This is a genomic window from Bacillus methanolicus PB1 (genome assembly GCF_000262755.1).
Classification (GTDB): domain Bacteria; phylum Bacillota; class Bacilli; order Bacillales; family Cytobacillaceae; genus Bacillus_Z; species Bacillus_Z methanolicus.
This window is the reverse complement of sequence record NZ_AFEU01000001.1, coordinates 359744-377937: the sequence shown is the minus strand read 5'-3', so window position 1 is coordinate 377937 and position 18194 is coordinate 359744. Positions and strand designations below refer to the sequence as shown.

Sequence of the window (18194 nt, the reverse complement as noted above, 5' to 3'; positions counted from 1 at the left end):
CAGGTCTTATTTTATATCGGCCGGAACCGGAGAAACGGAAACCGCATTTGTTTGTTGCTCTGTCTTCATATTCTTTTTCGCCTGGGCATTCTTTTTGCTTCTTGAAGTTAACAGAATAAAATAACTTAAGACACCAAATAAGCAGGAAATAAAGAAAGCGTGTGCCAGTGCTATATAAAGATTTAATCTCGTTAAGACAACAAGTGCCCCGGATGCTGCCTGAAGGGATACAAGAATAAATGAGATAATCCAGCCCCAATAAACAACCTTTTGGTGTTTATAATTTTTAACAGCTAGCAAGGTGACATAGCCAATCCATAAAAAAATAATTCCTGCTGCAGCTCTGTGTCCCATTTGGACCCATTCATAAAAATTAGCAGGCAATGATAGTGATGTATTTATGCAAAGCGGCCAATCCCTGCAAACAAGACTGGCATTAACATGTCTGACTAAAGCTCCTGTGTATACGACAATGATACTGTATGCTGTTATGCCGATCATATGCTTTTTCATTCTGTTATCAAGTACAAGATTCTCAGCATTAAATTTATGATTTACTTCGAAGATCAGCAAAGTTAACAGAAATACTGCTGCAAATGAGACAAGAGATATACCAAAATGAAGGGCAAGAACAAAATCGGATTGACCCCAAATTACAGCTGCCGCTCCAATTAGGCCTTGAAAGAGAAGAAAAAAAACTGACAAAAATGAAAGAAACTTTGTCTCTCGTATATGTCCGATCGAACGCCAAGACCAAATGGAAAGTACCAACACCATTATGCCAACAATTCCAGATACAAGCCGATGTGCAAATTCAATGATTAGTTCAATCGTAATAGTACTCGGAATAAGTTCACCGTTGCAGAGTGGCCATGATCTCCCGCACCCCATACCTGAATCTGTTTTTGTTACAAGGGCACCGCCCAGCAAAATAAGCAGCATTCCGACAGTTGTTAGAACGGCGAACCATTTAATGGATTTTCTCACTGCATTTCCACCTTCTTACCTATAATAAGTACGTGCATTTTTCATTATAGCCATTTATTCAATATTTTTGTAATCAGAATGATAGTAGCATACACTTTTCAGATAGTACATAATAAATCATTTTTTACAACTGTATTTGCTTCAAATATCATTGTAATTATAGTAAAAACGGTTGAAAATTGAAAGAGAGTTTGTTAGTAATATTAAAAGAGGGGAATCTGTGGGCAGTTTACCTTTTCTCAAACTCCCGACACTTGGGATGTAAAAGTACATATTCGAACAGAAGCGGCCGTATTTTTTTTTCTTTAATTATGGTGGAAAAATGACATTTTTAACAATCGAAACAGAAGTTTGACACAATTTAGCCATAATTTATTCAAAAAATATTCACATAAAACTACAAAAATATGATTTAATATACATTGAGTGACATTCTATACAAATATTTAACAATATTTTTACGTTAATAATACTGAAAACAACATTATTTTTTTTCTGAAGTTGTTTTCAATTTCCCAAGTTTTTATTGGAAATATAGCAATAAGCATAAAAATCTTTTATAGTATGGGTAGTACCTAATATAAAGCTATATTTGCAATGCGGGAAAAGGAGGAAAAGTTATGACTGACCCAAAGGCTTTTCGCGAAGCTGCGATTGATCCCAGCGAGCGAAGCCTGGAACCTGATATCCCTGAAACAACTGCTTGGAGGGATTTTCTTTCTTTAATTAAAATTGGTATTGTTAATTCTAGCATGATCACGACCTTTACTGGTCTATGGCTTGCTCTTTATTTTACGAACCAAAGTTTTTTAAACAATCTTGATCTTGTTCTGTTTACGCTGATTGGTTCCTTGCTAATTATCGCCGGTTCCTGTGCCATTAATAACTATATCGACCGCGATATTGATCATTTGATGGAACGAACGAAGGGAAGACCGACCGTAACAGGAAAGATTGCTCCGGCAAAGGTCGTTTTTCTCGGAGTTTTACTTATCAGTTTCGGGACAATATTTTTGTTAATGACAACATTAACTGCAGCTGTTATTGGTTTGATAGGTGTATTCAGTTATGTGTATTTATACACGATATGGTCTAAACGACAATATGTATCAAACACGGTTATTGGCAGCATTTCAGGTGCGATTCCGCCCTTGATCGGCTGGGCGGCAATCGATGCGAACCTTGATCCTGTTGCTTGGTATTTGTTTTTGATTATGTTTTTCTGGCAGCCGCCGCATTTTTATGCGCTCGCGATGAGAAGAGTAGAAGAATACAGAGCTGCTGGAATTCCAATGCTGCCTGTTGTCAGAGGCTTTGATGTTGCGAAAAAACATATTATGTTGTGGGTTGCTGCACTATTGCCGTTGCCGTTCTTACTGACATCACTTGGAATCCCGTTTTTAATTGTCGCAACAGCTTTGAATATTTGCTGGCTTGCATTAGGAATTTTCGGGTATAAGAAAAAAGATGATGTAAAATGGGCAACTTCAATGTTTGTATACTCGCTCCAATATTTAACTATTATGTTTGTAGCTATGGTAATAGTCACACTCATATAAATTGTTTTGTGAGGAAATTCTTTCTGTATAATTTTTACTGGAGAGAATTTTTCCATATATTATTTGATCAAACATTTCAAAAGAAATTTTTCACGAAAGAGGGGTTTGATTAAGCTATGAAAAGGCTTGCAAAATGGCGCCTGTTGACAATATTTGCAATAATGGCGCTCGTTCTGGCCGGCTGTGGTGAACCGTATTTATCAGCACTAAAGCCTGCCGGAGAAGTTGCGAAAACGCAATTTAATTTGATGATCCTAGCCACATCAATTATGGTAGGGGTCATTCTCGTTGTAACAGTGATTTTCGTTATCGTATTGATCCGCTTCCGTCGTAAAGATGACAGAATACCAAAACAAGTTGAGGGAAGCCATAAACTTGAAATTATTTGGACTGTTATTCCGATTATCTTGCTTCTTATCCTTGCAGTTCCAACGGTTGCTGCAACATTTAATTTTGCAGATGTATCGCCAATGGAGAAAAAGAATAAGGAAGGCAAAACGGATGTACTCGTTGTTAACGTCCGTGCAAATTTATACTGGTGGGAATTTGAATATCCAAACGAAGGAATCATTACTAGCCAAGATTTAGTTGTTCCTACCGGTGAAAGAGTTTACTTTAATCTAAAATCTTCAGATGTTAAGCACTCTTTCTGGATTCCCGCTGTTGGAGGTAAATTGGACAATAACACAGAAAACATCAATAAGTTTTGGTTAGAGTTCGATCCTGAAAAATCAAACGAAGCAGGCAACTTATTTTATGGAAAATGTGCCGAACTCTGCGGACCTTCGCATGCTCTGATGGACTTTAAGGTAAAAGCTGTTTCCCGTGAAGAATTTGATAAATGGGTGAAAGATATGCAGTCTGTAAAAGAGCCTGAAAAAGCACAGACAGACTTAGCTAGAGAAGGTCAGGAAATCTTTAACAAAAGCTGTATAGGATGTCACGCTGTAACTCCGGCTAATACGACACCCGAGGCGGCCCGTCAGGCTCCAAACTTGACCAACTTCGGTGAACGTTCACGTATAGCGGGAGTACTCGAACATAATAAAGAAGAATTAAGAAATTGGATAAAAGATCCTGAGGCTTACAAGCCCGGAAACAAAATGACTGGTACATACGGCCAGTTAACTGATCATCAAATTGATGCTCTTGCAGAATACTTAATGAATTTGAAAGTACAGGACTAATGGGGATTAGTTTAAGAGGGAGGTAAAACTGTGAGTACCTATGCTCAGAAAAGAGGATTCGGAGCAGTCTTATGGGACTACCTGACAACTGTCGACCATAAGAAAATTGCAATCCTTTATCTAATAGCTGGTGGATTTTTCTTTCTGCTCGGCGGTCTTGAAGCATTGTTTATCCGTATTCAGCTTGCAGTGCCGAATAATGACTTTGTAAATGCAGGATTATTTAATGAAATTATGACCATGCACGGTACAACAATGATTTTCTTGGCAGCTATGCCGCTCGTATTTGCTTTTATTAACGCGATCATGCCTTTACAAATCGGGGCCCGCGATGTTGCGTTCCCATTTATTAACGCGTTGGGTTTTTGGCTGTTTCTTTTTGGAGGGCTTTTCTTAAACCTTTCATGGTTCCTGGGAGGAGCTCCTGATGCCGGATGGACTTCATATGCTTCTTTGTCACTTGCATCTGAAGGACACGGAATCGATTTCTATACTTTAGGTTTGCAGATTTCAGGTTTTGGTACCTTAATGGGAGGAATTAACTTCCTTGTTACCATTATCAATATGCGTGCACCGGGTATGACTTATATGCGGATGCCGCTGTTTACCTGGGCGTCATTTGTCGCGTCTGCCTTAATCTTATTTGCATTTCCGCCGTTAACTATCGGAATTTTCTTATTAATGTTTGACCGTCTGTTCGGTTCCAACTTCTTTGACTCGGCTGCAGGTGGGAATTCGATTATCTATGAACATTTCTTCTGGATTTTCGGGCATCCTGAAGTTTACATTTTGATATTGCCTGCATTCGGTATTTTCTCTGAAGTCATTTCTACGTTTTCGAGAAAACGATTATTCGGTTATTCGTCAATGGTTTTTGCGCTTGTTTTAATCGGGTTTTTAGGATTTATGGTTTGGGCCCATCATATGTTTACAACAGGAATGGGGCCGATTGCCAATGCAATCTTCGCTGTTGCAACGATGGCCATTGCCGTTCCTACAGGTATTAAGATTTTTAACTGGTTATTCACGATGTGGGGCGGAAGCATTAAATTTACAACCCCAATGTTATGGGCTGTTGGATTTATTCCATCATTCGTTATGGGCGGGGTAACAGGAGTTATGTTAGCTTCAGCTGCTGCTGACTACCAGTATCACGACACTTACTTTGTTGTTGCCCACTTCCACTATGTAATTGTCGGCGGTGTTGTATTCGGATTATTTGCCGGAGCACATTTTTATTGGCCTAAAATGTTCGGCAAGATGTTAAATGAGTTCTTAGGAAAAATAACATTTGTCTTATTTTTTACCGGTTTCCATTTAACATTCTTTGTCCAGCATTTCCTTGGATTAATGGGAATGCCTCGCCGCGTCTTCACGTTCTTGCCTGGACAAGGATTGGACACAGGGAACTTTATCAGTACAATCGGAGCCTTGTTGATGGCTGCAGCAGTTATCGTATTGCTATTGAACATCGTTATTTCAAGTGTTAAAAAGCAAAAAGTCGGCAATGATCCTTGGGAAGACGGACGTACATTAGAATGGGCGATCCCTTCTCCACCGCCATTTTATAACTTTAAACAATTGCCGCTTGTTCGCGGTTTGGATGCTTATTGGCTGGAAAAAATGGAAGGGAAAAAAGGCATGGTTCCGGCTGAACCGCTTGGAGATATTCATATGCCAAACTCATCCTTTGTTCCATTTATGATTTCGCTCGGTTTATTTATTGCCGCTTTTGGAGCAATGTACCGTGCTGATTATTCATGGGGACTACCAGTGTTTATTATTGGCTTGGCCGTTACGTTTGGATCTATGGCGTTCCGATCAATTAAAGATGATCATGGTTTCCATATTCATAAAGAAGATTTAATTGATGATAATAAGAAGGGGGTTAAGGCATAATGCAAGCTGAAGAAAAATTTACAGTTGAAACGTGGCCTGCTTCGCCTGAAAGGGCTACCCTCGAAGGAAAAAATAAATTTTTAGGTTTCTGGTTTTTCTTAGGAGGAGAGACAGTGCTCTTTGCGTCTCTCTTCGCGACCTATCTTGCATTAAAAGATAAGGTTCCTAATGGAGACCATGCGTTAGCTAAAGATATGTTTGAATTACCGCTGACATTCGTGATGACGATGCTGCTGTTAACCAGCTCATTAACAAGCGTTTACGCGATGTATCACATGAAGAACTTCCAATTCAAAAAAATGCTTCTTTGGCTTGGAATTACCGTTCTTCTTGGCGCAGGCTTCCTTGGCTTGGAAGTTTATGAATTTAATCATTATGTACATGAATATCATCACACTTTTACAAGCAGTGCATTTGGATCAGCATTTTATACATTGGTCGGTTTCCATGGAGCGCACGTTCTGTTTGGTTTAATGTGGATCCTTACTTTAATGATCCGCAACGCGAATCGGGGTTTAAACTTGTACAACGCACCAAAGTTTTATGTAGCAAGCCTTTACTGGCACTTTATTGACGTCGTGTGGGTATTTATCTTCACAGTAGTATATCTAATGGGAATGGTGGGATAAACTGATGACGAACCAACAACTCAATTCAGGTAACCCAAGAGTAGACATCGAATATCGTCGTAAGAAAAATGCAGAAGAGATGAGAGATCAAATTATCTCTTTCTCCATAATGATATTTTTAACTCTTATCGCATTTGCAGCAGTTGCCTATGAAAAATTTTCTGGATGGTTTACTGTACCGTTTATCATCCTTTTAGCAGTTGTTCAAGTTATTTTTCAGCTGTATTATTTCATGCATATGAAAGAAAGAGGTCATGAATCACCCGCACTTTTTCTGTACTCAGGTGTATTGGTTGCGGCTATGACTGTACTTGCTTTAATGACTGTAGTGTGGTGGTAAAAAAAGAGGCTGTCTCATAAGGGTCTGACCCCATGTGCATTTATCAATATATAGCACATTTATGCAACAATATGTCCTATATATTGTGTTATGGGGTCTGACCCTTAGGGTTTTGAGACAGCCTCTTTTTAAGTGGATAATAACATTATGGTGGTTTTTTTTTGCATTGCGGAAATAATTTTTTAACTGTAAAATATAATTGTATTTTTTATATGAACGGGGTGATTCTGCCTTGCCATTAAGCATATTTGGTTTTCGGGCATTATGGAGCCCATATTTTTTTATCGAATTATCACTCGTCATTGCAGCCTTTTTTCTGATAACAGTGAAATATCGTGATCGTTTTGTTGGGAGCGAACCTTTAACAAAAACAGAAGGAACGTTATTTGTTATTTTGATTATTCTTTTGTATATTATTAAAGGTTCACCTATTGATCTTATGGGGCATCTTACTTTTTCTGCACATATGATTCAAATGGCTGTTGTAAATCTAGTTGTTCCTCCAATTTTGATGATTGCGATACCAAAATGGCTTTGGAAATATGTTATAAGTTTAAAAGGAATTAAACCGTTATTTCGTTTTTTTACGAAACCATTAATTGCGGTAGTTTTGTTTAACGGAGTTTTCTCTTTCTACCATATCCCGCTTATTTTTGATGTGGTAAAAACAAATATGTGGCTGCATGCCGGATATAATACGTTGTTGTTTATCTTAGCAATCTTGATGTGGTGGCCCTTATTAAATAAGCTCGAAGAATACCAGACATTAAATGGGTTAAGGAAAGTTGGATATATTTTTGCTAACGGGGCATTGCTGTTACCTTCATGCGCACTGATCATTTTTGCTGATTCACCATTGTATGCGACATTTACAGATCCAAACTCATGGGCAAAATCGCTTTTATTGTGCGTGCCGTCATCAACATTGTCTGGTTTGAATTTAAGTGGTCCTGAGATGTTCACTTCATTATCTCTTCTTAATGATCAGCGGCTTGGCGGCATTCTAATGAAAATTACTCAAGAAATTGTATTTAGTGTTGTACTTGCGAAAGTATTCATTGACTGGTATCGAAAAGAACAGAATGAACATGATACTGAGTCCGGAGAGTATTTACCACCTCACCCAATTAAACAATAACAGGGGGCTGACTCTTTGTTTTGAGTCAGCCTTTTTTACAGCGAGATGCCATAATATGTAAGATTTTTTACAATTTTTTTAAAACTCCGCCTCTTTAATTGAAAAAAGGATCATGTTTATTAGAATGATTTTGTACGCAAAAAACAATCACTGTAGTTGAATTTGTACAAAATAATAAAAAGGGATTATATTTTTAACAAAGGACAGAGAGGACGACGTTATGGGATCATTGCCGATATTACCGACGATAAGCACTATGTTTATTGTTTTAAGTGCAGCTGCTATCGCAATAGGATGGATTCAAATTAAGCAGCGGAGAATTGAAGCTCATAAAAAAACAATGTTTATGGCAGCTGTATTTGCCCTATTGTTTTTTCTAATTTATGCTGCAAGAACAATCTTCATCGGAAATACAGCTTTTGGCGGGCCTAAGGACATTAAAATCTATTATACATTGTTTCTCATTTTTCATATTATTTTGGCAACAGCAGGGGCTGTATTTGGAATTGTGACCCTGCTAACAGGATATAACAATAAATTAGCTAAGCACAGAAAACTCGGACCTGTAACAAGCATTATCTGGTTTTTCACGGCCATCACTGGAGTAGCGGTTTATTTATTGCTTTACGTTTTTTACAAAGGCGGGGAAACGACTTCAGTGATCAAAGCAATTCTTGGATTTTAATCGATTTTGAAATGGCGGGCTATAAATTGACCCGCCATTATTAGATTATATTTTAAAATTTAGTTTGATAATCCCGGCTTCTTTTGCCGAATTAAACGCAATAAGCAAAAGTGGTCCGATAAACAATCCGAGTAAGCCCAGCAGTTTTAATCCTAAATACATAGCTGTTAAAGTTGCTATTGGTGATAAGCCGATGTGGCTGCCCATTACCTTTGGCTCTAAAGTACGCCTGATTATCAGCAAAATGGCAGCAAGCACAGCCAGTTTCATTCCAAGACCTATATTATCAGTTAATATGTGAAATAGTGCCCATGGTCCGATAACAGTTATGGAACCAATAATCGGAATAAAATCAATCAACCAAATAACGAGTGCCATAATTAGAGCAATTTTAGGTGTAATCATCAATAAACCGAGTAGCGAGGTAACAAAAACTATAACACTTACGAGAAACTGAGCTTTTAGAAATCCGAAAACAACGTAGGAAAGGCGGGATGTCATAAAGTGAACTTTATCAGCAGTATTTTCTGTTAAATGATTATTGATTCCTTCACGTAATCGCGGCAAATCAATGAGAAAAAGAAATAGTGCAATTAAGTAAACTAGAAAACTGATAAAAAAATTCGGAATTTTTGCAAGCAGAGTCTTGATATTATTAATATTTACATATGCCAAGAGGTCGTTTTTCAGGTTGTTTAAAAAATTCTGAACTCTCTTGCTGATTTCATTTACAAATTCGCTTGGAAGATCTTGCGCAACATTAATAATGTTTGCTTCAACTCTGAGCCATACTTTAGAAATTTCATTTACATAAAAAGGAGCATTTTCTGCTATTTTTATTGCTTCGGTAATTACTTTCGTGGTAATAAAGTATCCGATTATGCCTAGAAAAAAAAGAAATAGAAAAAATACAATAATAACTGAAAAGCGGCGGTTTAACCTTAATTGTGTTTGAAAAAGCTGTACTAACGGTTCCAAAAACAATGCGGTTATCAATGCAGTGATAAGCGGTACTGATACTGGCATGATGAAATAAAACAAAATGATAGAAAGTACGAGCCCTAGGATGATAAGCAAATAACGTTTCTTAACAAATCCGTGCAAGACAGAACTCCTTTCAGATCTTTATCTTCATTCAGGCAAATATCGTTATTTTAACAATTAAATTATAATATGAAATAATTACAAACAATTAAAGGGTCAGACCGCTCCAATACAATATATAGAAAACACTCTATATATTGCCATTGTTGGAGGGAGTCAGACCCTTATGAGTCAGCCTTATTCAATAGCGAATTTTTCAATTTCGACTTTTAAATCCGCAAGAATTTTTTCACATTGGCTTACAAGTGTTTTAGGGAAATTTTCGCTTTCTCCGTATTCTACACCATGAGGATAATAATATTTGCCAAGCAGTGGAGTTATTAGTTGGATAGTTGCTTTATTGGCCCCTACGTCCCCTTCAACAGCAAAACCAAAAACTCGAAGGTAGAAAGTGCCTTCTTTTAGCTCAAATTTGCGGTCATATGTTACACGTTCATAATCCCACTGGCCTTCGCGAACAAAATCGAAACTTGACATAACATCATCTAAATAGTTTAAATCTGCTTTTAAACCTTCCAAGCCAGTATTTTCAAATTTCATGAATGTCCCTCCTAGAAAACAATCCGTCAATAACGTATATTTAAACAACGTAAACTCAATCTTAATAATAGTAGAAAATTGAAGAAGTTGCAATGAATACATAAAAGATAATATAGTTCTTTTAAAAATTGAAAGCAATCATGGTAAAAAGCAGAAAAATTATTGAAATTAGCTAAAAAGATTAAAAACGTGACATCAGAAATGTCTGAAATTAGCAATTAAAAAACAAGTATATTGCGCATAATTCTCCCGCTTATGGAAATGCTATATGAATGTAAAGGAACATAGCATTCCTTACCAATGTGTACATAAAAATATCGGAGCTGAGCATTTCCCGAGGAAATTTTTGAAGATTGGATAAATATAAATTTCATTCTCTAAAATATACTCGAGAAAAAGCAGCTTATACCGGTATTGTGGATGTACAAAGAGCATGTTGGATTGTTATAAAAGATTAAAGGAGGAAAACAGATGGAAAAAATACGTGATATTATGACAACCGATGTTGAAACTTGTTCTTTGTTAGATAATATTTATGAAGTGGCTGTAAAAATGAAAGACTTGAATGTAGGGGCAATTCCGGTTGTGGATAACGGTAAGCTTGTTGGAATGATTACAGACCGAGATATTGTCTTAAGATGTATTGCAGAAAAAAATCCGCCTTCATCAAAAGTAGAAGAGGTTATGAGCAGGCAGTTGGTTACTGTTACTCCGGAATCTTCTACAAGAGAAGCGGCGCAGCTTATGGCAAAAAATCAAATTCGCCGCTTGCCGGTTGTTGAAGGAGATAAGCTTGCGGGGATCGTTTCACTCGGAGATTTTGCTGTCCGACAATTAACAGATGACCAAGCTAAAGAAGCTCTCTCAGAAATATCTGAACAGCACGGTCAACAGCATCATTAAGAAAAAAAGGCACCTTAGGGTGTCTTTTTGTTGTAAGGAAAGGTTATAAGAATGAAAAATCATTTATAATGCTCAAAGCCTTTATTCCAATGGATTCATATCCATTTTAAAAAACGAAAGTTATAAATGATATAATATTTCTGGAAGTTCAACATAAATAGCATATATAGATAGAGAAATAATAGAAGGGGGGCATACTTCTGCGTATTTTAATTCGTATCTTAATTTTAGTATCCTTGTTTCTGATTTTCTATATTTATTATGGGTTATCGAAAGAAGAAGACAATAAAGGTTTGGTTAATAAAGAGAAAATATCTCCGAATTTAGATTCTCCCAAGTTTCAAACTGAAGTAGAAAAGAAAAAATCTCAAACGCTAAAAGCTTCAGATGATAGCCTTTTAACATTGATAGGAAAAGATGCTGAATCATTAAAGACAGTTCTTGGGGAACCTAATAGGATTGACCCATCATATTATGATTATGAATGGTGGGTTTATAACAAAAACCCAAAAAAATATGTTCAGGCTGGCGTTGAAAATGGTAAGGTGGTTATAATATATGCCATTGGTTCTGAAACGAATGTAGCCCCCTTTACTATCGGGCAGCCAATTGAACAAATTCATAATACCGTATTAATTGAGCCGAGTGTAAACTTGGAATACGCAAATAATTATTATCGGTTTGAACTTTCCGAAGAGGATATTAATACACGCCCTCTTGTTCAAATTGGCGGGTATTTTGCAGAACTTTATATTGATAGATTTACCGGTACTCTTTCAAGTGTAAGATTTTTGGACGCTAAGACACTGATTAAGCACCGTCCATATGAACTTGTATATCGAGGAAAATTAATTGAGTCAAGTCCTGAAGATGGAATGGAAAAAATAGAGCGGGGAACAGAACAACAAATATTTGATATAACTAATATCATTCGTTTAAGGTATGACTTGAACACTTTGAAATGGGATGAAAAAACGGCTGAAGTGGCATATTCGCACAGCAAGGATATGTATGAAAGCGGAGAATTTTCACATACTTCCGAAAAATATGGGGATTTATCAAATAGATTAAAGGCAGCGGACGTTTTTTATCAACTTGCAGGAGAAAATATCGCAGCCAATTATGTTGATGGTCCGGCAGTTGTCGAAGGGTGGATGAACAGCAAAGACCATCGGGAAACATTATTAAGCAGTGAATTTACTCATCTAGGAGTAGGTGTGTTTCAAAAACATTATACGCAAAATTTTATTCAAATTTGGAAAAAGTAATATTGGCATTATTTCGATCATACTTATTGATGAAAGTTTGAGATCTGGCCTCAAGCTTTTTCTTATAGTGAACCAATTTTTTGTTTTTTCATATCGTATTTATATGCATATGCAACTTTATGAGGTGAATATATTGGTTAAGAAAAAGCTTGATCCATCTGTCCAAAAGTTTAAAGAGTTTGTACAATCTAATCCCAAAATTATTTTAAAAGTTCGAAAAGGAGAAGCAACTTGGCAAGAACTATATGAAGATTGGTATTTGCTTGGTGAAGATGACCCCCGCTGGGATTCGTACCGATCAGAACAAACGGAGCAAAAAGAATCCGAAACGGAAAAGAAGGATGATTGGAAGGCACAATTAATAGGATTGTTCAAAAAGATGGACGCTAATCAAATAGAGAAGCATATTCATAATTTAAGCCAGGCGCTTGGAGCTATACAAAATGTTATTGGACAATTTCAGGAAAGCACCAAAACAAAAAGCACTTCTGAAAAGGTGCAGCCGCCCCATCCTTTCCAATTTAGAAAAGATTGATAAAAGGAGCTAAATCGTATGCGGAAAGAAATTGTTGATCTTTTAGATAGCAATCAGGAACTGAAACAATTTATCCGAGAACAGCCTCAGTGGTACCGGACGTTATCAAGAAACCCTGAAAAAATACAGACAATGCAAATTGCATCCATGCATTACTATAGAAAGACAATTCCCCATAAGGTAGAAAAGTTTACGAACGGAGTCCAAATGGCTTCAATGATGATGCACATGTTCCAAATGATGAATTCAAATTCATAAAATGAGCTTTCTCAAAAGAATGAGAGAGCTCTTTTTTTATTGAGTAAAAATAAGAGGGAAAGTAAACAATACAAACAAAAAAGGAGTGAATACATATGCGGCATATTAAGAACACCTTTTTCATATTAATATTTTCAAGTTTATTGTCAGCTTGCCAAAAAGACATTCCTGAACCGGAAACAAATATATCAATATTGCCAATTGAGTATGCAAATGCAGCCGGTGATCAGCCAGTTTCGGTTATTGAAGATAAAGGGGACAAGACTTTTTTTGTCCGCCATCATGTCAGAGGTGAGAATCTCTATATTGAATGTATGGTTTCCGGCATATCATTTCGGAGTAATCATACTGGTAATACTGGGAAAATTATTTTGTCTATTGATGGAAAAAAGATAAAAGAAATTTCTTCGGCAGCTTTTATTGTTAAAGGCCTGAACCCGGGAACACATAAAGTTAAATTGGAAATTGTAAAGACAAACAATGAGCCTTATCATCTTATAAAAGAGTTTTATGCAACCATTCCATAGGTGTAGTGTTTCGTTTTTCTTCCGTTCCATGATAAAATAAAATACGGAGGTGAGCGTATTTGCTTGCTACATGTGAGCGAGTAATTCTATTAGAAGAGGCAGAAGAGCTGGCAAAAATGGTGTTGCAATCAGAAGAAGCTGAAGAGTATCGCTTGCGTTTATATAAATTAAAAACTGATAGTGAAACTCAGAGAAAGATCAGGGCTTTCGTAAAATTGAAAGAATTGTACGAAGAGGTTCAGCGGTTTGGCAAGTATCATCCCGAATATAAAAAAGTGATGGGAGAAATCCGGGATGCGAAGCGTGCAATGGATCTTGATGAAAACGTATATTTATTTAAAAAAGCAGAAAATGAACTTCAAAGTTTGTTGGATGAGATAGCTGTTATCTTCGGCCATTCCGTTTCCAAACATATTAAAGTTCCGACCGGGAATCCTTTTTTCGACAGCCTTTCCGGCTGCAGCGGCGGCTGCGGGACTGGCAGCAGCTGCGGATGTTCAGCCTAAAAGGGCTGACTTTTAAGGGTCTGACTTCCTCCGGCAATGACAATATATAGAACAGTTTTTAAGAGTTTGTCTATATATTGCAAATTGGAGGGGTCTGACCCTTTTTTATAGGCTTCTGTCTTTTGAATATTGTCGTCCACTCATTGATAAACAGCGTTTCCGTATGCTAGACTAATATAAACAAACGTTTTGTTGAAGGGGAAAAATGATATGTTTGTTCAAAGGCAAGGAATTATTGTTTGGCTTTATTCACTCAAACATGCAAAAATGTTAAGAAGATTTGGCAACGTTCATTACGTTTCGAAACGGTTAAAATATGTTGTTTTATATTGTAATCTTGAAGAAACAGAGATGCTAACAGAAAAACTGCAATCTTTTCCATTTGTGAAAAAGGTTGAACCATCTTATAAACCTTTTTTAAAGATGGAATATGAAAATTCAAAGCCTGATAAGGCAAAAGAATATGATTATAAGATGGGTATTTAAAAAACGTCCATGAGTATTAAACTCCCAACCCTAACATGGAAATAGCTTTTATTATAAAACAGAACCAACATAATAAGGCGGTGTGAGCGAAGCAAAGCTTTCAATATTTACAAAGCTAAACAAGTATCTTGTTAATGATAAGTTGGCATTTCTATTTTTGTTGCGTAGCTCCGCCCCTTTTCTACAAAAAAGGGCTGACTCCCACCGATAATGACAACATATAGAGTAGATTTTTTGTGGAGGGTCTGCCCTCTTTTTATGTTTTAATCTAAAGGCTGTATGTAGCGGTTCATTCGCAAGATTCCGATTAAATGCTGATAAAATAGTTCTTTTTCAGGAAACATTGTCGATGGCTTTATATTTAATTCTATAATTTCTTTATTTAGGCTTTTGGCAGTTACTGAAAATAAATCATATCTTTTGTTCGGAGTTTCATGTGGGTACGGAATTCCTTCCCTGCAAATATAGAGCGGCTGAAAATTACCGCTTGCCGCCGGATTTAAAATCACAACCAATGAGGTTGCTTTTTTGCCATTGATGGCCGTATGCATGGCCAGCATATGTCTGAGACGATATTCATTTACTTTTGCCAGTTCAATTAATTCATATATATCAGAGTATCCTTCTCCGAGTTCGATAAACCGTTGAATCAATTCCAATTTCCTCCTTTTTTTAATTCCACTATAACATCAATACTTTATCATTTTCAGTTTGAAAATAGAAGCAGGTTGGAAGGGTCAAATTGGTTAAAAACAGCAAATTTCACTATTATTAAACAAAATTTATATGACGGAACTGCCTTGATTTGATATTGTTAAGATAAGACCTTTGCTAAGGAGAATTCCGATGTTTAGGACATCATTTTTTATTTTCGTTATCTTATCAGCTGCAATTGGAGGAATGTTGTTCTGGCAATGGAAAGCTTATTCCGAAAAGAATGGAGCACCCGGTCATTTGCAGACGGAATCTGCATCGCAGCAAATAACTGTTGAATCGGCAGCAAATGATTTGAAAATCTCACAATCCATCAGCGGGCTTGTTGATGGAAAAGAGTACAAAGTTTCTATCCCGGAAAAAGTATCTTCATGGAAATGCTTGAAGGATGATGGAAACCCTTGCGATTCTAAAGATCAATTGCTTGATACTTACATGTCGGAGGATGGAAAAATTGTTTTTTCTTATTCGATTTCTTTAAAAGAAAATTTATCTGCTCTATTGTTGAATGACTGGACATTCTCATTACCTGATGTTTCTATTGTTCACACAAAATTAGAAATTATCGATTATGTAAGAAGAGGAGGTTCATGGGCAGCAGGACTGCCTTTAAAAGGATATAAGCATTTGGACTTTATTGACTACTTTGTATTTGAAGGAGAAAGTGAATCATTTTCATTATATTGGCAGAAGGAACCGTTGCAAGAAGAAAAAAATGTGCCGGAAATAAGATTGTTTGCGGAATCAAAAAATGCTGAACCTGTAACTTTAACTTCACTAAAATCTCTTTCTGATTTTCCTTATTTGTCGGTTGTGGTTACCGACAGCCATCCGGAAACAGACGGAGACGGGATCATTGTCGTTAAGAAAAACATTCAGCCAGATGTTTTAGTTAGAAAAGTTTTGGATCATTATTTTCGTGCAAAGTTCAGCAAGGCGGAAATCGAAGAGAAATGGCTTGCAGATGTGCTGGCTGCTTGTTTCACAAAACAAAAAAGCCGCTCTGTTAAAGGTGAAAAAATTATACAAGAGCTTACTGCCAAGCTTTCTGATCGCGAATTAAGTGCTTTTATGTCTTCCGTCATTCAAGATAAGACTATTTTATCAGCAAAAATTATGGACGATCGATTATCAAAACAAAAAGGATTAAAAACTCAATTTTTTACATTGAATAAAAATGAAACTGCTTCATTTGTACCATTATACTTTTTTGATTCGAGAAAAGTATTTATGAATGGAAAAGAAAGAAAAGGCATTGAAATTTTATATCAGAATGACAAGCGATTATTTCCGCTTTTAGAAGTTCTCACAGGTCTTGGGTATGAAGCAAAATATCTAGCTGACGAAAAAAAACTGGTTTTAAATAAAGGGGAAAACAAATACCAGTTTTATACTGATCGCAATTATTTTGTTTTTAATAAAGAGGATTACGGACTGCTGGAAAACCCGTTTCTTTTGATAAACGGTAAAGTATATATGGAAGAAAAATGGCTTATATCCTTGTTTAAAATCAATATAAAAGAAAATGAACTTCAAATTAATATCTTTACATCCTAGAATAAAGAAAAAACCCTGCAGATACCTGCAGGGTCCTTCTATATCCTTGTAACAGGACAGAAGGCAAAGGGAGAGGAGAAACCGGAGGAAGAACTTATGGGGAAACGTAAGTCTTCTCCGCGGTTGGCAACAACACCATCGAATAGATGTTGTTAATAACATTATTTCCATAATCTTTCGGGTTATACACTATGTAGACAATTATTTCTCGAAAGTTTATAGTAGTTGGCTAAAAAAATCAATTGTGTTAGGATAATGTAGAAAACTTACAATAAGGGCTAACATAGTGGTGATTACCGATGAGAGTAGTTTCTGGTTCCTGTAAGGGCAGGATTTTAAAAGCCGTTCTAGGGAGTTCAACTAGGCCTACAACGGATAAAGTAAAAGAAGCAATATTCAATATAATCGGGCCTTACTTTGCTGGCGGCCTCGGCTTGGATTTGTTTGCAGGCAGCGGAGGATTGGGAATCGAAGCTTTAAGCAGAGGATTAAATAAGGTTATCTTTGTTGATAAAGACAAAAAAGCAATACAGATTATTCATGAAAATATTAAAAACTGCGGGTTGGAGGAACACGCGGAAGTTTATCGAAACGATGCGGAAAGAGCTTTAAAAGCAATTATTAAGCGAGGACTTGTTTTCGATTTCATTTTTCTTGATCCTCCATATAAAAAACAGCAGATTTCTAAAATTTTGGAAACAATTGATAAGGAAAATCTGCTTACAGAGAGCGGCGCAATCATTTGTGAACATAGTGCGGATGAACATTTGCCTGAAAAAGCAGGCAATTTCATTCGAAAAAAATTCGAACAATATGGCATCATTGCTGTTTCCATCTATATTTACGGTTCTGAACATTAAGGAGGTATTTATTTGGCGAGCATAGCGGTTTGTCCAGGGAGTTTTGATCCGATTACATACGGACACATGGACATTATTACAAGAGGTGCAAAAGTATTTGATGAATTATATGTCGTCGTGTTGAATAATGCATCGAAAACTCCCTTGTTTACAATAGAGGAAAGAATTCATTTAATAAAAGAAGTAACAAAAGACATCGCTAATGTGAAAGTAGATTTCTATCAGGGATTGCTCGTTGACTATGCAAAGAGTGTAAATGCAAACGCTATCATAAGAGGGCTCCGGGCAGTGTCCGATTTTGAATATGAAATGCAGATTACTTCTATGAACAGGATTTTAAATGAAAATATAGAAACAATTTTTATGATGACGAAAAATCAATATTCTTTTTTAAGTTCAAGCATTGTAAAAGAAGTTGCAAAATACGGCGGAAATATTTCTGAACTCGTTCCGCCGATTGTAGAAAATGCTTTGAAAGAAAAGTTTACTTCCTGATAAAGAGGGGCCTGACC

At 36.5% G+C, this 18194-nt stretch carries 21 protein-coding genes; 17 read left to right on the top strand and 4 right to left on the bottom strand.

All coding sequences use genetic code 11. The annotated features are described in order from the left end of the window. Positions 1-6: 6 nt before the first annotated feature. On the bottom strand, positions 7-987 hold the full coding sequence (locus PB1_RS01710; RefSeq protein ID WP_003350358.1) for a COX15/CtaA family protein: 981 nt from the start codon (positions 985-987) through the stop codon (positions 7-9). A gap of 620 nt (positions 988-1607) precedes the next feature. On the opposite strand from PB1_RS01710, the gene cyoE reads away from it, so the two are divergent. From cyoE to PB1_RS01675, 7 genes are all read left to right on the top strand, one after another. Beyond that, positions 1608-2546: a heme o synthase gene (gene cyoE, locus PB1_RS01705; protein ID WP_003350357.1), complete on the top strand. Its 939-nt coding sequence runs from the start codon at positions 1608-1610 to the stop codon at positions 2544-2546. Between the two features lie 116 nt (positions 2547-2662). Then, on the top strand, positions 2663-3733 hold the full coding sequence (coxB, locus tag PB1_RS01700; RefSeq protein ID WP_003350356.1) for a cytochrome c oxidase subunit II: 1071 nt from the start codon (positions 2663-2665) through the stop codon (positions 3731-3733). A 30-nt stretch (positions 3734-3763) separates the two neighbouring features. Then, positions 3764-5632 carry a cytochrome c oxidase subunit I gene (ctaD, locus tag PB1_RS01695; protein ID WP_003350355.1) on the top strand — a complete coding sequence of 623 codons (1869 nt, stop codon included), beginning with the start codon at positions 3764-3766 and terminating at the stop codon, positions 5630-5632. Further along, a complete protein-coding gene (locus tag PB1_RS01690; RefSeq protein WP_003350354.1) occupies positions 5632-6261 on the top strand; it encodes a cytochrome (ubi)quinol oxidase subunit III in 630 nt (209 codons plus the stop codon). Before ctaD ends, PB1_RS01690 begins: the two co-directional genes overlap by 1 nt. Before the next feature lie 4 nt (positions 6262-6265). Continuing rightward, positions 6266-6601, top strand: a complete 336-nt coding sequence (ctaF, locus tag PB1_RS01685) for a cytochrome c oxidase subunit IVB (RefSeq protein WP_003350353.1) — start codon at positions 6266-6268, stop codon at positions 6599-6601. A gap of 232 nt (positions 6602-6833) precedes the next feature. After that, entirely contained in the window at positions 6834-7739 is a 906-nt protein-coding gene (ctaG, locus tag PB1_RS01680) for a cytochrome c oxidase assembly factor CtaG (RefSeq protein WP_003350351.1), read from the top strand. A gap of 220 nt (positions 7740-7959) precedes the next feature. Then, positions 7960-8424 carry a DUF420 domain-containing protein gene (locus PB1_RS01675; protein ID WP_003350349.1) on the top strand — a complete coding sequence of 155 codons (465 nt, stop codon included), beginning with the start codon at positions 7960-7962 and terminating at the stop codon, positions 8422-8424. A 45-nt stretch (positions 8425-8469) separates the two neighbouring features. On the opposite strand, the gene ytvI is transcribed toward PB1_RS01675, so the two are convergent. Continuing rightward, positions 8470-9528 (bottom strand): sporulation integral membrane protein YtvI, encoded by a 1059-nt coding sequence (ytvI, locus tag PB1_RS01670; protein WP_003350348.1) that lies wholly within the window; start codon positions 9526-9528, stop codon positions 8470-8472. 177 nt (positions 9529-9705) lie between these two features. Further along, complete coding sequence (locus PB1_RS01665; protein WP_003350347.1) at positions 9706-10068, bottom strand: YugN family protein; 363 nt, start codon at positions 10066-10068, stop codon at positions 9706-9708. Between the two features lie 471 nt (positions 10069-10539). Here PB1_RS01665 and PB1_RS01660 point away from each other — a divergent pair, with 471 nt between their 5' ends. From PB1_RS01660 to PB1_RS01630, 7 genes are all read left to right on the top strand, one after another. Beyond that, positions 10540-10971: a CBS domain-containing protein gene (locus tag PB1_RS01660; protein WP_003350346.1), complete on the top strand. Its 432-nt coding sequence runs from the start codon at positions 10540-10542 to the stop codon at positions 10969-10971. Between the two features lie 245 nt (positions 10972-11216). Further along, positions 11217-12239 (top strand): CAP domain-containing protein, encoded by a 1023-nt coding sequence (locus tag PB1_RS01655; RefSeq protein ID WP_155816385.1) that lies wholly within the window; start codon positions 11217-11219, stop codon positions 12237-12239. A gap of 133 nt (positions 12240-12372) precedes the next feature. Next, complete coding sequence (locus PB1_RS01650) at positions 12373-12774, top strand: YlbD family protein (protein WP_034644819.1); 402 nt, start codon at positions 12373-12375, stop codon at positions 12772-12774. 18 nt (positions 12775-12792) lie between these two features. Then, positions 12793-13032, top strand: a complete 240-nt coding sequence (locus PB1_RS01645) for a YlbE-like family protein (RefSeq protein ID WP_003350343.1) — start codon at positions 12793-12795, stop codon at positions 13030-13032. Positions 13033-13127: 95 nt separating this feature from the next. After that, positions 13128-13559, top strand: coding sequence for a hypothetical protein (locus PB1_RS01640; protein WP_003350342.1), 432 nt, complete (start codon positions 13128-13130; stop codon positions 13557-13559). Between the two features lie 59 nt (positions 13560-13618). Then, a complete protein-coding gene (locus tag PB1_RS01635; RefSeq protein WP_003350340.1) occupies positions 13619-14065 on the top strand; it encodes a YlbF/YmcA family competence regulator in 447 nt (148 codons plus the stop codon). Positions 14066-14275: 210 nt separating this feature from the next. Beyond that, positions 14276-14551, top strand: a complete 276-nt coding sequence (locus PB1_RS01630) for a YlbG family protein (RefSeq protein WP_003350339.1) — start codon at positions 14276-14278, stop codon at positions 14549-14551. Positions 14552-14814: 263 nt separating this feature from the next. Here PB1_RS01630 and PB1_RS01625 read toward each other — a convergent pair whose 3' ends face one another. Next, the gene (locus PB1_RS01625; RefSeq protein ID WP_003350338.1) at positions 14815-15204 is read right to left on the bottom strand and encodes a DUF7147 family protein; all 390 of its coding nucleotides are present in this window, start codon (positions 15202-15204) and stop codon (positions 14815-14817) included. A 193-nt stretch (positions 15205-15397) separates the two neighbouring features. Here PB1_RS01625 and PB1_RS01620 point away from each other — a divergent pair, with 193 nt between their 5' ends. The 3 genes from PB1_RS01620 to coaD all read left to right on the top strand — a co-directional run bounded on the left by PB1_RS01620 (position 15398) and on the right by coaD (position 18177). Beyond that, complete coding sequence (locus tag PB1_RS01620; RefSeq protein WP_003350337.1) at positions 15398-16822, top strand: stalk domain-containing protein; 1425 nt, start codon at positions 15398-15400, stop codon at positions 16820-16822. Positions 16823-17121: 299 nt separating this feature from the next. Further along, on the top strand, positions 17122-17682 hold the full coding sequence (rsmD, locus tag PB1_RS01615; protein ID WP_003350336.1) for a 16S rRNA (guanine(966)-N(2))-methyltransferase RsmD: 561 nt from the start codon (positions 17122-17124) through the stop codon (positions 17680-17682). A gap of 12 nt (positions 17683-17694) precedes the next feature. Beyond that, positions 17695-18177, top strand: a complete 483-nt coding sequence (gene coaD, locus PB1_RS01610; protein WP_003350335.1) for a pantetheine-phosphate adenylyltransferase — start codon at positions 17695-17697, stop codon at positions 18175-18177. Positions 18178-18194: the final 17 nt, after the last annotated feature.

Coding starts and splice junctions, on each gene's coding strand:
- PB1_RS01630 (WP_003350339.1), top strand. CDS start 14,276: ATGTTTGTTCAAAGGCAAGGAATTATTGTTTGGCTTTATTCACTCAAA.
- cyoE (WP_003350357.1), top strand. CDS start 1,608: ATGACTGACCCAAAGGCTTTTCGCGAAGCTGCGATTGATCCCAGCGAG.
- PB1_RS01675 (WP_003350349.1), top strand. CDS start 7,960: ATGGGATCATTGCCGATATTACCGACGATAAGCACTATGTTTATTGTT.
- PB1_RS01640 (WP_003350342.1), top strand. CDS start 13,128: ATGCGGCATATTAAGAACACCTTTTTCATATTAATATTTTCAAGTTTA.
- PB1_RS01690 (WP_003350354.1), top strand. CDS start 5,632: ATGCAAGCTGAAGAAAAATTTACAGTTGAAACGTGGCCTGCTTCGCCT.
- PB1_RS01620 (WP_003350337.1), top strand. CDS start 15,398: ATGTTTAGGACATCATTTTTTATTTTCGTTATCTTATCAGCTGCAATT.
- PB1_RS01660 (WP_003350346.1), top strand. CDS start 10,540: ATGGAAAAAATACGTGATATTATGACAACCGATGTTGAAACTTGTTCT.
- coxB (WP_003350356.1), top strand. CDS start 2,663: ATGAAAAGGCTTGCAAAATGGCGCCTGTTGACAATATTTGCAATAATG.
- PB1_RS01645 (WP_003350343.1), top strand. CDS start 12,793: ATGCGGAAAGAAATTGTTGATCTTTTAGATAGCAATCAGGAACTGAAA.
- PB1_RS01665 (WP_003350347.1), bottom strand. CDS start 10,068: ATGAAATTTGAAAATACTGGCTTGGAAGGTTTAAAAGCAGATTTAAAC.
- rsmD (WP_003350336.1), top strand. CDS start 17,122: ATGAGAGTAGTTTCTGGTTCCTGTAAGGGCAGGATTTTAAAAGCCGTT.
- ctaF (WP_003350353.1), top strand. CDS start 6,266: ATGACGAACCAACAACTCAATTCAGGTAACCCAAGAGTAGACATCGAA.